Here is a 13,822-nt window from a genome sequence, read left to right on the forward strand (position 1 = left end):
ACGGCGGCCCCGCACCTCATCGTGCGGGGCCGCCGTCGCCGGTGACCGCTACCTGGCGGCCGAACCGGAGCCGATCAGGTTGCCGAGTCCGGTGAGCAGGTTCGACGAACCGGCGCTCCACCCGTCCAGGTAGGGGTTCGGGTAGCCCTCGACGACCGGCGTCGGCAGCGGCTTCACCCCGCCCGAGCCGGTGACAAGGAGCCGGGTGAGGCCATCGGCGAAGTTGGCCGAGCCGGTGCCGACATCGGTCTGCGCCGACGCCACGCCGGAGCCGCCGAGCACGATGCCCGCGGCGATCGCGGCCACACCGAACGCACGAATTGTGCTCATACATTCCCTCTTCTCGAAAATCGCGCCGGTAGCTCAGCTACCGCCGGCCAATGTCTAGGCAGCCGATGCCGCCATCGCGCGTCCGGCGGATGAACGCGGGGGCAATGGCCGGTGACCACCCGCTCCGACCCCGCTCAACCGGACAATTCCGGCGCGCACGGAGCGGTGGCGTGCGGTTACGCTCGATTCCGTGCGACTCTCGCGACGGCAGCTGTACCTCGGCGCGGAGTTCGCGCTGCTCTTCGGTGGCGGCGCCGCCCTCTACAACGCCAGGTTCCGCGGCACCTCACCGATTCCGGTGCTGATCGCGCTCGGGGCCGGGGTGACCAGGCAGCTGCGCCGCTCGGCCACCTTCGACCGCAGGGCCTTCTGGCGCGCCGGCGCGCTGCGTCCGGAAGCCGGGTCGATGGCGCTGCTGGCGGGGGCGAGCGCGGCCGCGCTCACCGGGGCGGTGGCGGCGGTGCGCCCGGCCGATCTCTTCGAGCTGCCGCGCAGGCACCCGGGGCTGTGGGCCGCGGTCATGGTACTGTACCCGGTGCTCAGCGTGTACCCGCAGGAGCTGGTGTTCCGCGCCTTCGTCTTCGACCGCTACGCCCCGGTCTTCGGCGACGGCACGGCGATGATCGCGGCCAGCGCGGCCGCGTTCGGCATCGTGCACATCGCCTTCGGCAGCTGGATCTCGGTGCTGCTCAGCGGGGCGGGCGGGGTGCTCTTCGCGCTGCGCTACCGGCGCACCGGCTCGCTCTTCGCGGCCACCGTCGAGCACTCGATCTACGGCGTGCTCGTCTTCACCGTCGGGCTCGGGCGGTACTTCTACCACGGCGCGGCGGAGGCCACGCTCGCCGCCGCGGCGCCGGCGGCGGCGCGCACCACGGCGGCCCCGTCCGGGGACGGGGCCGCTGCTGGCTCCGCGCTCAGCGCGCGCCGGTCGTGGTCGACGTCGGCGATTCGGTCGTGGTGGCGGCGGATCCGGTCGTCGTCGCCTGCGGCGTCGTGGTCGGCGGCGCCGCTACCTGCGGGGTGGTGACCGGCGCGGGCGTCGTGGCCGGCGCCGCGCTCTCCGTGGTCGTGGCCCCCGCGGCGCTGCTCGACGCCGAGCTGCCCGGCGTCCCGGTCGCGGTGGTCGTCGCGGTCGGCTTCGCGGTGGTGGTGGCCGTCGGCTTGGCCGTGGTGCTCTGCACGGCGGCCTGCACGGTGGCGTAATCCTCCGCCTGCGGCTTGGCCTTGGTATCCACCGGCTCCCCGGCCTGCGCCTGCTTGGCCAGGTGGGTCAGCCAGGCGGCGGCGTACTGCGCCGAGGTGAGCGGCCGGTCGTTGCCCGGGTCGGCGTCGTCCCAGTAGTCGAAGTGGTGGCCGGTGTGGTCGGGGCCGAGGGTGAGCTGGTACGGGTCGCTCATGACGACCGGGATGGTGTTCTCGTTGGTGACGATCAGCCCGACGATCTCGTTCAGGATCTTCTGCGGCAGGTAGGCCAGCGGCGAGAGCTCGTCCGCGGCGATGGTGTCGGCCTTGGCCGGCTTCTGCGGCGCGGCCGCCGGGTCGTACTGCGGATCGGAGACCCGGAGCAGCACGTCCAGGAAGGTCTCGTCGCTCTGCATCCAGTTGCCGAGCCCCTGCGCCTGGATATCGGCGAAGGCGGCGAGCGCGATCCGGCCGAGCGCCACCGCGACGTCGGCGCCGGTGGCCGGGGTCAGCCCCTCCGCCTGCAGCCGGTCGACGTCGAGCTGCCTGCCCACGTTCACCACGAGCTGCAGCAGCGAGATGTTCTCCGGGGCGGCGCAGGTCAGGTCGCCGTCCGAGCAGAAGGAGGCGATCTTGCCGTCGAGCGCGCCGAAGCCGCCGCTGGTGCCTGCGACCGCGCCCTGCCCGGAGGCAGGCGTGCAGGTGGCGCCCTGGTACTTCTGGTCGAAGCCGTCCGGGTTGCTGCAGGCGTTGGCGGCGCCGATGAACGGGCCGTCGCCGGGCGAGCGGCCGGAGTCGGCGAGGATCACCACGCCGACCACGTCGTCCGGGTCGACGATGCCGTACTCGCCGTCGGCGCCGGGCTGCTGGTTGCCGATCTCCATCGCGACCCGGCGCACCACGTCGGCGCCCTCGCTGTACCCGACGATGGCGAAGCGGGTGTCCGGGCAGGCCGCGCTGATCTCGCTCATGACCTGCTTGGTGTTGGCGACGCCGGTCTCGACCGCGTCCTCGTAGCTGGACATGTTCGCCGGGTAGGCGATGTAGACGGCGGCGTAGGAGTCCGGGTCGACGGCGCCGTCGGGCGCGTTGACCACCGGGTCGACCCACTCGCTGTTGTGGTCGCCCGCGAGCGCGGCGGGCAGCGGCTTGCCGTCGGCGTCGACCAGCAGCTTGGTGCTGTCCTGGGCGGGCGCGTCGTTGCGGCCGGCGACCGAGATGGTCACCATGTCGTGGCACTCGGTGACCGAGCTGGTGAGCTGCGTGGCATCCTCGCGCCCCGGCGCGCTGATGGCCCAGGTCGCGGCCACGATGGCCACCACCCCGAGCGTGGCGGGCGCGACCACCGCGGCGGCGATGCGGTGGCGCGCGAAGAAATCCCGAAGAGGCATCCCGGTATCCGTTCCTGATTCGACAAGCGGACGGACAGGCCCCCCGACGGGCCGTATGTCACCAGGCACGTCGGGATTCGAGGGGTTGGTGTTACGGGTGGTTCTCCACTGATCTTCCGTCGCGCGGATCACACCCGTATAGTCGAACTCGGTTATTCGACTTCGACTGATGGGCCCCGATGCCGCCTCGCGCCGCCCGCACCCCGCTCACCCTCGCGGTGCTGAGCCTGCTCGCCGAGTGCCCGCGGCACCCGTACGAGATGCAGTCGCTGATCCGGCAGCGCCACGTCGGCGACGTGGTGCGGCTGCGCGGCGGCTCGCTCTACGACGCCATCGCCCGGCTGGTGCGCGTCGGGCTGATCGAGGCGATCTGCTCGGCCCGCAACGGCGCCCGCCCGGAGCGCACCGTCTACGCCGTCACCCCGGCGGGCCGGGTGCAGCTCACCGAGCAGCTGCGCGAGTACCTGGGCGAGCAGGCCGAGGAGTTCCCGGTCTTCCCGGCCGGGCTCGCGCACGCCCTGCACCTGCCCGCCGCCGAGGTGGCGGCGCTGCTGCGCCGCCGGGCGGCCGCGCTCACCGCCCGGATCGCGGAGGTGGACGCCGATCTGGGAGTCGCGACCGCCGCGGCGGTCCCGCGCGCGCTGCTGCTCGAAGCCGAGTACGCCCAGATCCTGCGCCGCGCCGAGCTGGCGTGGCTGAACGGGATCGTCACCGAACTGGAGTCGGGCGCGCTCGCCTGGCCGGAACTGGAGGAACAGTGAATCGGGTCGCCCTGCCGCGCAAGGTGCGGTTCTTCAACGTGGTCATCAAGGGGTTGCAGCGGGTGGGCATCGCGCTCGGCCCGGTCACCGTGCTGACGGTGCGCGGCCGCAAGAGCGGGCAGCCGCGCAGCACGCCGGTGACCCCGTTCGGGGTGGACGGCGCCGAGTACGTGCTCAGCGGCATCCCCGGCTCGGCGTGGGCGCACAATGTGCGCGCCGCGGGCACAGTCGAGCTGCGCAGCGGCCGCCGCACCCGCACCGCGCGCATGGTGGAGATTCCGGTCGCCGAGCGGGGGCCGATCCTGCGCGCCTTCGTCGAGCAGGTGCCGCGCGGGGTGGAGATGATGCGGGACGCCGGGGTGGTGCGGACCGGGGCGGTCGAGGAGTTCGAGGCCGCCGCCGACCGGCTGGCGCCGTTCCGCATCGACCCGGTCTGAGCGCGGGCCGGGCGGAGACCGCCGGGCGCAGCCGCCCTGCGCCCTCCTCCGCGGTGCGGCGGGTCGATTCTCGGGGTCAGCCCGGCGCCCGGCGCCGCCCCGCCCCGCGTTCGCGCCGCGCGGAATCGTAGGCCGCGCGGGCCCGCTCCACCTCGGCCAGGTTCGGCGACCAGTCGGCCAGCGCGGCGAAGAGCGGCGCGAGACTCGTTCCGAGCGCGGTGATCTCGTACACCACCCGCGGCGGCACCTCGGCGAAGTAGGTGCGCGAGACCAACCCGTCGCGCTCCAGGTGCCGGAGCCGCTCGGTGAGCACCTTCGGTGTGATGCTAGAGGAACGACCATGATCGTGGTGACCGGAGCGACCGGCAATGTGGGACGGCCGCTGGTGCGGGCGCTGGCGGGCGAGCGGGTTACGGGGGTGGCCCGCGGCGTGCCGGCCGCCCCCGTCCCCGGCGTGACCTACACGCAGGGGGATCTCGCCCGTCCGGAGACCCTTCCGCTGACCGGCGCGACCGCGCTCTTCCTGCTCACCGGCCCCGGCTTCCTGGCCAGCGGTGTCGGCCTCACCCCCGTGCTGAAGCGCGCCGCGGACGCCGGAGTGCGGCGGGTGGTGCAGCTCTCCTCGCAGGGGGTGCGCACCGGCAGGCACCCGGCGCGACTCGAGGAGGAGGTCCTCGCCTCCGGGCTGGCGTGGACCATCCTGCGCCCCGGCGGTTTCGCCTCGAATGCCATGCAGTGGGCGGAGGCGGTGCGCGCGCACCGAACCGTCGCCGCGCCGTTCGCGGATACCGCGCTGCCCGTGATCGACCCCGGCGATATCGCCGCCATGGCCGCCGCGGCGCTCCGCACCGACGACCACAGCGGAAGCGCCTACGACCTGACCGGACCGGCCGCGATCACCCCGCGCGAGCAGGCGGCGGCCATCGCCACCGCGCTCGGCGAGCCGATCCGATTCGTGGAACTCTCCCGCGCCGAGGCGGCGAGCCGGATGGCCGCTTCCATGCCGCCCCCGGTGCTCGAGGCGACGCTGGACATCCTCGGCTCCCCCACCCCGGACGAGCAGCGTCCGAGCCCCGACTTCGAGCGAGTCCTCGGCTGCCCCGCCACCCCCTTCGCCGACTGGGCGGCCCGGACCGTCGACGCCTTCCGCTGACCCCTACGCGATCCGGTGCTCGGTGACCGGCGAGCTCAGATCGGTGCCGTTCAGCGCGAGATACAGCACGTCCTCGGTCACCGACACGCTCAGCGTATTGCGCCGCTGCACCAGCCCGGCGGCGGCGTCGACGAACTCGCGGTCGAAGGCGCGCACGGGGATCTCCGCCGCCCGGTGCACCTTCTTGCCGGTGAGCTGGGCGAGCACCTTGGCCGGGTCGCGGTGGGTGTAGACGGCGACCCGCTCGGCGAGTTTGCTGCCGCGGTGCACCCGCTCGGCGTCCGGGGCGCCGACCTCGATCCAGGCGGTGATCTGCCCGGTGTGGTCGCGGGCGAGCACGGCGGGCTCGTCGGTGGCGGAGACGCCGCCGTCGCTGAAGGCGATCCCCTCCCGGTACTCCAGGCAGTAGGCGAGCAGCCGGGTGATCATGAACTCGGCGGTCTCCGACGGGTGCCGCGCCACCCGCGTCTCCCATTCCTCGTAGACGCCGCGGTCCACATCGGCCAGGTGCACCGCGAAGGTGTGCAGGGTCGCGCTCAGTGCCATGAACGCAGCAGCCTAGCCGAGGGTGACGGCGCGGTGCCTGCCGATCAGGAGCGGCGGCGGTCGCGGGCGCCCCTGCTCGCCCCCCGACCCGCGAAAACGGCCCCGGCACGGATGCCGGGGCCGCCGCCGTCCCGTCGGATCAGGCGTTCGCGCGCTTGGGCAGCTTCCACCCGGGGCGCGGGTAGTGGCAGGTGTAGCCATTGGGGTAGCGCAGCAGGTAGTCCTGGTGCTCCGGTTCGGCCTCCCAGAACTCGCTCGCCGGGGTCACCTCGGTGACGACCTTGCCGGGCCAGAGCCCGGAGGCGTCCACGTCGGCGATCGTGTCCAGCGCGACCTGCTTCTGCTCGTCGTCCAGGTAGAAGATGGCCGACCGGTAGCTGGTGCCGATGTCGTTGCCCTGCCGGTTCCTGGTGGACGGATCGTGGATCTGGAAGAAGAACTCCAGCAGCGCACGGTAATCCGTCTGCGCCGGGTCGTAGACGATCTCCAGCGCCTCGGCGTGGCCGGGGTGGTTGCGGTAGGTGGGATGGTCGTTGCTGCCGCCGGTGTAGCCGACGCGGGTCGACAGCACCCCCGGCTGCTTGCGGACCAGGTCCTCCATGCCCCAGAAGCACCCGCCTGCCAGAATCGCCCTACGCGTGTCGGTCACGCCTCCTCCTTCGTGAACAGAGCGGTGTACTGCCCGTAGCCCTCCGCCTCGAGCCGGTCGAGGTGGACGAAGCGCAGCGCCGCCGAGTTGATGCAGTACCGCAGACCGCCCTCGGCGCGAGGGCCGTCGGTGAACAGATGGCCGAGGTGGCTGTCGCCGTGCGCCGAGCGCACCTCGGTGCGAATCATCAGGTGGCTGAAATCCTTCTTCTCGACGATATTGTGCACGTCGACCGGACGGGTGAAGCTGGGCCACCCGCTGCCACTCTCGAACTTGTCGACCGAGGCGAACAGCGGCTCACCGGAGACGACGTCCACGTAGAGCCCGGGCTCGTGGTTGTCCCAGTACTCCCCGGTGAACGCACGCTCGGTGCCGTTCTCCTGGGTCACACGGTACTGCTCCGGCGAGAGCGCCGACAGTGCCGCGGGGTTGCGGTTGTACTCCTGTGCCACACGACCTCCTCGTTCAGGCTCCCCGTACAACCAGGGGGCGGCCGGGAAAAGTCCCGTCACGCCCGGCCCGGCCCGGCGCGGCTACTGTTGCGGGGGTGACTGCGCCGACGCCGTGCCTCGATCCCGGAGAACCCGCGCTGAACTGGTCATATCGGACTCGCCACGGCGGTCGCGGGACCGCTCCCGGCGCGTGAGCGGGGCGGCGGGCCGGCTCCGGGTGCTGACCAATCCGGGCGTGGCGATGTCGATCGCCCGGTTCCATCTGCGGCCGCTGCGCCGCCTCGCGCAGGCGGCGGGCGGCGTCGGCCTCGCGCTGGACGCCGCCGAGGTCGCGCCGTCCGGCAGCACCGTGCGCGTGCGGCTGCCCCGGCTCACCGACGCGCCCGCGTGGCGCTCGGCCCGACTACGCAACCGGGAGGCGATCGAGCCGTTCTGGGCGAGCACCGGCCGCGGCTGGGGTTCCCAGCACACCGACCGGGCCTGGGCGGGGCATTGGCTCACCGCGCGCTGGGGCGCCCGCCTCGGCACCTTCCTGAGCGTGGTGATCGAGGTGGACGGGCGGTTCGCCGGGCAGTGCGAACTGCGGATCGAGGAGCACGACCGGCGTGGCGAGGCCGGGATCTGGCTGGACGCCGGGCTGGCCGGGCCGGGCACCGCGCTGGTCGCCGGGCGGCTGGTGCTGGCCTATGCCTTCGGCCCGCTCGGGCTGGTCCGGGTGGCGGCGCCGGTGAGCACCGAGAACCAGCGCGCCGCCCGGCTCGCGGCCCGGCTCGGCTTCGTCCGCGAAGGCACCATGGCCGCGTACATGACGGTGGGCGGGCAGCGCCGCGACCACGACCTGTGGGCCCTCACCGTGGACAGCTGGCGCCCGTAAACCATTGGCGCCGCGCCGGTGCCGCTCTCTACCGTCGTCGTATGGAGCTGGAGTTCACCCCGGACGCGGCCACCTTCCTGGCCGCGGCGGGACCCCACCTGGCCGCGGCGCCGGTGCTCTCGACCGTGGTGGCGACGCTCGCCGACCGTCAGGTGACGCAGCGCGCCGACGGTATCGCGATCCCGGACGACCAGTGGTTCCTGACCGTCCGGACCGGCAGCGGGGTCGTCGGCGCCGGAATGCGCACCGCCACCTTCGGCCGCCGCCCGGCCTACCTGCTGCCCATGCCCGGCGCGGCCACGCTGGAGCTGGCGCGGGTGCTGCACGAGCGCGGCGAGGGGCTCACCGCCGTCCACGGTGTGCTGCCGGTGGTGTCGGACCTGCTCTCCGAGCTGGCGCGGCTGGCGGGGCACGGCACCGTCGAGGTCCGGGTGCGGACCCGGCTCTTCGAGCTCGGCACCCTGGTGCCGCCGGTCGGCGTTCCCGGCGCGCTGCGGGCCGTGCGCCCCGGGGAGGCGGGGCTGGCCGCGGCGTGGCTCGCCGCCTTCGACGCCGAGAGCCACGACGACCGGCACGACGCACCCGACCGCGACGATGTCGGCTACCGGATCGCCAAGGGCAGGCTCTGGTTCTGGGAGCACGACGGGCAGCCGGTCCACCTGACCGGCACCAATCCCCCGGTCGCCGGGGTGGGCCGGATCGGCCCGGTCTACACCCCGCCCGAGCAGCGCGGCCGCGGCTGGGCCTCGGCCGCCGTCGCCGAGGCGTCCCGGCTGCTCGCCGCGACCGGCGCCGGGGTCTGCCTCTTCACCGATCTCGCCAACCCCACCTCGAACAAGATCTACCGCCGCATCGGCTACCGGCCGGTGACCGATATGGCCGAGCTGGTCCTGGTGTAGCGCGGCACACCGAACCGGAGGACGCGCTGCGCGCCGATCCCGCCGCCCGCGCCGAACTCACGTCGGCCGAATCCGGCTGGCGTAGAAGACGAAGTCGCCGTTACAGCCGCGCGGGACATCAGCAGGTGAGCGCCAGCGTGGCGACGGGCAGGGTGACCGCGACGGCGGACAGCGCGATTCCCCGCGCCCGGAGCCGGACCGATTCCCACACCAGGGCAATGTTTTTCGCGAACCGCGACGGCTTCCCGCCGGACCGCGCCCGGCGCAGCAACCCGAGCACCGCGATGACGATGGCGGTGACGATCACGCCGGCACCAGCCCGCTCGCGGGCGCCAGCCCGGCCCGGATCAGGCTCTCGGCGGTGTCGACGATCGACTCCCGCACCGGCCGCATGCTCCATCCCAGCTCGGCGCGGGCCTTCTCGGCGCTGACCCGTTCGCGGATACCGAGATTCGGCACCGTGAGCCGGACCCCGCGGTCGAAGATCGCGACGGTGCGCACCACCAGATCCGGGATGGTCCGGCTCGGAATCCGGTACCCGCGCGGCCCGAACTCCTCGTCCAGCACCCGCGCGATCTCGGCGAAGGCGAGCGAATCGCCCGCGCAGATGTAGCGATTGCCCGCGGCGGCGGGGGTCTCCAGCGCGAGCCGGTGCGCGACCGCGAGATCGCGGACGTCGACCGGCACCCAGCTCACCCTGGGCATCCCGGGCATCTCGCGGTTCAGCAGCCTGCGTACCGGCTCGTGCGAGGTGCTGGTCGCGGCGCCGAGCAGCGGGCCGAGGATCATGCCGGGGTTGAGCACGACCAGTTCGGGGCTGTCCGGGTGCGCGGTGGCGAAATCCCAGGCGGCGCGCTCGGCCAGCGCCTTGCTCTTGGGGTAGGCGGTGGCCTTCTCCACCACGGTCCAGTCGGCCTCGGTGCGCACCCGGTCGTCGCCGTGGCCGTAGACGACGGCGGCGGTCGAGGAGGTCTGCACCACCCGGCGCACCCCGGCGGCCGCGGCGGAGCGCAGTACCCGCAGCGTGCCGTCGACGGCGGGGCGGATGAGGTCGTCCTCGTGCTTCGGCGGCGCGGCGGGGAACGGCGAGGCGACGTGCAGCACGCCGTCGACCCCGGCCATGGCCTCGGCCCAGCCCGCGTCGGCGAGCAGGTCGGCCTCGGCGAACTCGAGGTCGCCGCCGAGCGCGGTGAGGTGTTCGCGCCTGCCGGTGGCGGCCGCGTCGCGCACCGTGGCGCGGACCGCGTACCCGGCGCGGAGGAGTTCGGCGATGCAGTGTCCGGCGACGAATCCGGTCGCGCCGGTGACGAGGATGCGGGGGCTCATCGGGGGCTCCTTCGGTACGCTCGCGACGTCGATCTGAGCGCCGCTCAGTTAATCTAAGCATCGCTCAGACGAGCTGTCCACTACGCTGACCGGGTGCCCCGGACCACCTACCACCACGGAGCGCTCCGCGATGCCCTGATGGCGGCCTGCCTGCGGCTGCTGGAGTCGGAGGGGCTGGCGGCGGTGAGCCTGCGCCGGGTCGCGCGCGAGGCCGGGGTGAGCACCGGCGCTCCCTACCACCACTTTCCCGACCGCTCGGCGCTGCTGTCGGCGCTCTCGGTGCAGGGCTTCCAGCTCCTCGCGGGCGAACTCGCGGCGGCGCGCGACACCGCCCCCGACCCGCTGGCCGCGCTCACCGCACTGGCGAGCGCCTACGTCGGCTTCTCCCGCGACCACCCGGCACACTTCCGGCTCATGTTCCGCCCCGAGCTCTCGCAGCCGGAGAAGCACCCGGACGCCACCGTCGCGGGCGACGCCGCCTTCGCCGTGCTCACCGAGACCATCGCCGAGTGCGTGGCGGCCGGGGCCCTGCCCGAGCGCGGCGCGGAGGTGCTCGCGGTGACCTTCTGGGCGCTGGCGCACGGCCTCGCCTCGCTCTGGCTGGACGGGCAGCTGGCCAAACGCAGCGACCAGCTCGGCACCAGCGCCGACCAGCTGGTCGCCGAGATCCTGCGCACCTTCACCGCGCTCGCCACGCCCGCCGAGGGCTGACTACAGTCGGCGCCGTGCTGCTCACCCCCCGCTACGGCGCAGGCGCGCTCTCCGACCTGCTGCCCTCGGTCCTCGCCGCGCTCGGCGTTCCCGGCGAGACCGGCCCGCTCGCACTGGGACTCGACCCCGCCATCGACCGGATCTGCGTGCTGCTGGTCGACGGCCTCGGTAGCCATCAGCTCGCCGCGCACGCCGCCGACGCCCCCACCCTGACCGCGCTGCCCCGCCGTACCCTCACCGCGGGCTTCCCCAGCACCACCGCGACCAGCCTGGCCTCCCTCGGCACCGGGCTACCGCCCGGCGAACACGGCGTGGTCGGCTACCTCATCCGGGTGCCCGGCTTCGACCGCGCGGTCAGCACCCTGCGCTGGACCCTGCACGGCGACGGCCCGAAGACCGACCTGCTGCGCGCGCTGCCGCCGGAGGAATTCCAGCCGAGGGCAACGGCTTTCGAGCGGGCGGCGGCGCACGGGGTCACCGTGACCCAGGTGGCGCCCGGCTACCAGAACGGCTCCGGGCTGAGCCGGGCGGTACTGCGCGGCTGCGAATTCCGCCTGGAGGTGTCGGTCGGCGACCTGGTGGACGGGGTGCTCACCGCGCTGGAGGCGGGCCCGCGCGCCCTGGTCTACGCCTACCACGCCGACCTGGACAGCACCGGCCACCTGCGCGGTCCGGGAACGCGGGCCTGGCGCGGGGAGCTCGCGCACACCGATCGGATCGTCGCCGAGATCGCCGAGCGGCTGCCGCCGCGCTCGGCGCTGCTGGTCACCGCCGACCACGGCATGGTCGCCCACACCGGCAGCGTGGACGCCGACACCGAGCCCGCGCTGCGCGCAGGCGTGGAGCTGCTCGCCGGTGAGCCGCGCGCCAGGCACGTGTACACCGCCGACGGCGCCACCGCCGACGTCGCCGCGGCCTGGACCGCCACCCTCGGCGCCGATTTCGCGGTGCTCACCCGCGACGAGGCCGTCGAGCGCGGCTGGTTCGGCCCGCGCGTGGCCGACGTCGTCCGCCCCCGGATCGGCGACCTGGTCGTGGTCGCGACCGGCGCCCGCGGAGTGGTGCGCACCGGCGCGGAGCCGATCCAGTCGGCCATGCTCGGCCACCACGGCTCGCTCACCGCGGCCGAGCTGGAGATTCCGCTCGCGGTGGCCACCGCGCTCTAGGCTCACCCCATGCAGACCATCCCGGCCGCCGCGCTCGCGGCCGCCGCGCTCGCACTCGCCCTCACCGGTTGCACCGACGTGGAGCGCTTCCTGAACAAGGGCGGCGACACGCCGTGCAGCGAGTACATCCGGCAGGATCAGGACACCAAGCGCACGACCATCACCAAATTCGTGCAGCAGCAGCAGAAGACCGACGCCCAGCCCGCGGGCACCGCGGTCGACGCCACCATGATCTCGGTCGACCTGCTCTGCGGGGCCCAGCGCGACGCCGAGACCCCGATCAAGAACGCCGATATCGCCGGGATCTTCCTGCAGCGTTAGCGCCCGGGCAGGAAGCGAAGCCCGCGCGCGATGCTCATCAGCACCCGCTGCCAGACCGCGGCGGGCACCAGCGGCGGGGTGTCCAGATTCAGGAACCGGGTCACCACCACCGTCTGCGGCTCGGTGTACTTGAGCAGGCCGTCGGCGCCGTGCCTGCGCCCGACCCCGGAGCTGCCCATGCCGCCCATGGGCGCGCCGGTGGTGCCCCAGGCAGGCGCGTACCCCTCGTCCACGCAGACCGTGCCTGCCCGCAGCCGGGCGGCGATCCGCTCGCCGTCGGCCTTGGTGCGCGCCCAGACGCTGGCATTCAGCCCGTACTCGGTGTCGTTGGCCAGCCGGACCGCCTCGTCCACGCCGTCGACCGGGTAGATCGAGACCAGCGGGCCGAAGGTCTCGGCGCGGCCGCACTCCATCTCGTCGGTGACGTCGGCGAGCACCGTCGGCTCGAAGAAGAGCGGCCCGAGATCGGGGCGGGCCTTGCCGCCCGCCAGCACCGTGGCGCCCTTGGAGGTGGCGTCGGCGACGTGCTTGGTGACCGTCTCCAGCTGCGCGGCCGAGATGAGCGAGCCGATCTCGGCGGTGAAGCCGTACCCGGCGCCGAGCCGCGCGGCGCCGACCGCGCGCAGGAACTTCTCGGTGAACTCGTCGGCGATCGAGCGCTCCACGTACAGCCGCTCGATCGAGATGCAGAGCTGCCCGGCATTGGAGAAGCAGGCGCGCACCGCGGCCCTGGCGGCGCGGTCCAGGTTCGCCCCGCGCGCCACGATCATCGGGTTCTTGCCGCCGAGCTCGGCGGAGAAGCCGATCAGCCTGCGCCCGGCCCGCTCGGCCAGGATGCGGCCGGTGGCCGAGGAGCCGGTGAACATGAGGTAGTCGCAGCCATCGGCGATCGCGGTGCCGACCTCGCTGCCCGGCCCGGGCACCACCTGCAGCAGGCCGCGCGGCAGCCCGGCCCGGTAGAGCAGGTCGGCGGCGGCCAGCGCGGAGAACGGGGTCTGGCTGTCCGGCTTGACCACGACGGCATTGCCCGCGAGCAGCGCCGGGACGGCGTCGCCGACCGAGAGCAGCATGGGGTAGTTCCACGGCGCGATCACCCCGACGACGCCCTTCGGCTGGGTCCGCACGCTCGCCCGGTTCAGCAGCGGGAACGCGCCGGGCACCGACCGCGGGCGGAGCAGCGCGGGAGCGTTGCGGGTGAACCAGCGGGCCGCGAAGAGCATGCCCATGATCTCCTCCTGGGCCGCCCAGCGCGCCTTGCCGGTCTCGGCCTGGACGATGTCCATGAGCTCCTCGCGGTGCCGCACGAGCAGCCCACGGAACCGGTCGAGCACGGCGGCCCGCTCGCCCGCGTCCCGTGCGGCCCAGCGGGACTGCGCGGCCCGCGCGGCGCCGAAGGCGGCCTCGACATCGGCGGCGGTGCCGACCGGGACGGTGCCGAGCGGCTCGCCGGTGAAGGTCTCCGGGATGGCGCTGGTGCCGCGCGCGGCGGGATCATCGATCGCGGCGAGATCGCTGAGGCGGCGGAACACAGCGGGGGCGGGAGCGGGCATCGTCGGCCTCCTACTAGTCGGTAACCCCGGATGACCAGAATCTACGCCGCACCGCGCGGGATGCCCAGCCGGAG

At 73.7% G+C, this 13,822-nt stretch carries 18 protein-coding genes; 9 read left to right on the forward strand and 9 right to left on the reverse strand.

The window, feature by feature from the left end; translation table 11 throughout:
* Positions 1–48: 48 nt before the first annotated feature.
* Positions 49–330, reverse strand: a complete 282-nt coding sequence (locus tag NH2_RS09850; RefSeq protein ID WP_157103672.1) for a hypothetical protein — start codon at positions 328–330, stop codon at positions 49–51.
* Positions 331–520: 190 nt separating this feature from the next.
* Here NH2_RS09850 and NH2_RS09855 point away from each other — a divergent pair, with 190 nt between their 5' ends.
* Entirely contained in the window at positions 521–1,357 is an 837-nt protein-coding gene (locus NH2_RS09855; protein ID WP_157103673.1) for a CPBP family intramembrane glutamic endopeptidase, read from the forward strand.
* On the opposite strand, the gene NH2_RS09860 is transcribed toward NH2_RS09855, so the two are convergent.
* A complete protein-coding gene (locus NH2_RS09860; RefSeq protein ID WP_067651549.1) occupies positions 1,245–2,903 on the reverse strand; it encodes a cutinase family protein in 1,659 nt (552 codons plus the stop codon). The two genes, NH2_RS09855 and NH2_RS09860, sit on opposite strands and share 113 nt — an antisense overlap.
* A gap of 179 nt (positions 2,904–3,082) precedes the next feature.
* Between NH2_RS09860 and NH2_RS09865 the strand changes: the two genes are divergently transcribed.
* The gene (locus tag NH2_RS09865; protein ID WP_067651551.1) at positions 3,083–3,664 is read left to right on the forward strand and encodes a PadR family transcriptional regulator; all 582 of its coding nucleotides are present in this window, start codon (positions 3,083–3,085) and stop codon (positions 3,662–3,664) included.
* Positions 3,661–4,101: a nitroreductase family deazaflavin-dependent oxidoreductase gene (locus NH2_RS09870; RefSeq protein ID WP_067651554.1), complete on the forward strand. Its 441-nt coding sequence runs from the start codon at positions 3,661–3,663 to the stop codon at positions 4,099–4,101. Before NH2_RS09865 ends, NH2_RS09870 begins: the two co-directional genes overlap by 4 nt.
* 76 nt (positions 4,102–4,177) lie before the next feature.
* Here NH2_RS09870 and NH2_RS28020 read toward each other — a convergent pair whose 3' ends face one another.
* Entirely contained in the window at positions 4,178–4,471 is a 294-nt protein-coding gene (locus NH2_RS28020) for a winged helix-turn-helix transcriptional regulator (protein WP_157103714.1), read from the reverse strand.
* On the opposite strand from NH2_RS28020, the gene NH2_RS09880 reads away from it, so the two are divergent.
* Positions 4,442–5,254, forward strand: coding sequence for an NAD(P)H-binding protein (locus NH2_RS09880; RefSeq protein ID WP_067651556.1), 813 nt, complete (start codon positions 4,442–4,444; stop codon positions 5,252–5,254). The genes NH2_RS28020 and NH2_RS09880 overlap by 30 nt on opposite strands.
* A 3-nt stretch (positions 5,255–5,257) precedes the next feature.
* Here the strand turns inward: NH2_RS09880 and NH2_RS09885 are convergent, their stop codons facing one another.
* The 3 genes from NH2_RS09885 to msrB form a co-directional block, all read right to left on the reverse strand.
* A complete protein-coding gene (locus tag NH2_RS09885) occupies positions 5,258–5,800 on the reverse strand; it encodes a YaeQ family protein (protein ID WP_067651558.1) in 543 nt (180 codons plus the stop codon).
* A 139-nt stretch (positions 5,801–5,939) separates the two neighbouring features.
* Positions 5,940–6,449, reverse strand: coding sequence for a peptide-methionine (S)-S-oxide reductase MsrA (msrA, locus tag NH2_RS09890; protein ID WP_067651563.1), 510 nt, complete (start codon positions 6,447–6,449; stop codon positions 5,940–5,942).
* Entirely contained in the window at positions 6,446–6,901 is a 456-nt protein-coding gene (msrB, locus tag NH2_RS09895) for a peptide-methionine (R)-S-oxide reductase MsrB (protein WP_067651569.1), read from the reverse strand. Before msrB ends, msrA begins: the two co-directional genes overlap by 4 nt.
* Positions 6,902–7,091: 190 nt before the next feature.
* Between msrB and NH2_RS28025 the strand changes: the two genes are divergently transcribed.
* On the forward strand, positions 7,092–7,775 hold the full coding sequence (locus NH2_RS28025; protein WP_245650493.1) for a GNAT family N-acetyltransferase: 684 nt from the start codon (positions 7,092–7,094) through the stop codon (positions 7,773–7,775).
* Between the two features lie 41 nt (positions 7,776–7,816).
* Positions 7,817–8,674: a GNAT family N-acetyltransferase gene (locus NH2_RS09905; RefSeq protein WP_067651571.1), complete on the forward strand. Its 858-nt coding sequence runs from the start codon at positions 7,817–7,819 to the stop codon at positions 8,672–8,674.
* A gap of 118 nt (positions 8,675–8,792) precedes the next feature.
* Here the strand turns inward: NH2_RS09905 and NH2_RS09910 are convergent, their stop codons facing one another.
* Together NH2_RS09910 and NH2_RS09915 are read right to left on the reverse strand one after the other, a co-directional pair.
* Positions 8,793–8,981: a hypothetical protein gene (locus NH2_RS09910; RefSeq protein ID WP_067651576.1), complete on the reverse strand. Its 189-nt coding sequence runs from the start codon at positions 8,979–8,981 to the stop codon at positions 8,793–8,795.
* Complete coding sequence (locus tag NH2_RS09915; protein WP_067651579.1) at positions 8,978–10,000, reverse strand: SDR family oxidoreductase; 1,023 nt, start codon at positions 9,998–10,000, stop codon at positions 8,978–8,980. Before NH2_RS09915 ends, NH2_RS09910 begins: the two co-directional genes overlap by 4 nt.
* Before the next feature lie 93 nt (positions 10,001–10,093).
* Here NH2_RS09915 and NH2_RS09920 point away from each other — a divergent pair, with 93 nt between their 5' ends.
* Genes NH2_RS09920 through NH2_RS09930 form a run of 3 tightly spaced genes read left to right on the forward strand, consistent with a single transcriptional unit; the run spans position 10,094 to position 12,198 of the window.
* Positions 10,094–10,711 (forward strand): TetR/AcrR family transcriptional regulator, encoded by a 618-nt coding sequence (locus NH2_RS09920; protein ID WP_067651581.1) that lies wholly within the window; start codon positions 10,094–10,096, stop codon positions 10,709–10,711.
* A gap of 14 nt (positions 10,712–10,725) precedes the next feature.
* Positions 10,726–11,877, forward strand: a complete 1,152-nt coding sequence (locus tag NH2_RS09925) for an alkaline phosphatase family protein (RefSeq protein ID WP_174552814.1) — start codon at positions 10,726–10,728, stop codon at positions 11,875–11,877.
* A gap of 9 nt (positions 11,878–11,886) precedes the next feature.
* Positions 11,887–12,198, forward strand: coding sequence for a hypothetical protein (locus NH2_RS09930; RefSeq protein WP_067651584.1), 312 nt, complete (start codon positions 11,887–11,889; stop codon positions 12,196–12,198).
* Here NH2_RS09930 and NH2_RS09935 read toward each other — a convergent pair.
* Positions 12,195–13,748, reverse strand: a complete 1,554-nt coding sequence (locus tag NH2_RS09935; RefSeq protein WP_067651587.1) for a succinic semialdehyde dehydrogenase — start codon at positions 13,746–13,748, stop codon at positions 12,195–12,197. The two genes, NH2_RS09930 and NH2_RS09935, sit on opposite strands and share 4 nt — an antisense overlap.
* Positions 13,749–13,822: the final 74 nt, after the last annotated feature.

Origin of the sequence: Nocardia harenae NBRC 108248 (genome assembly GCF_001612885.1) — a bacterium.
In the GTDB taxonomy this organism is placed as follows: Bacteria; Actinomycetota; Actinomycetes; order Mycobacteriales; family Mycobacteriaceae; genus Nocardia; species Nocardia harenae.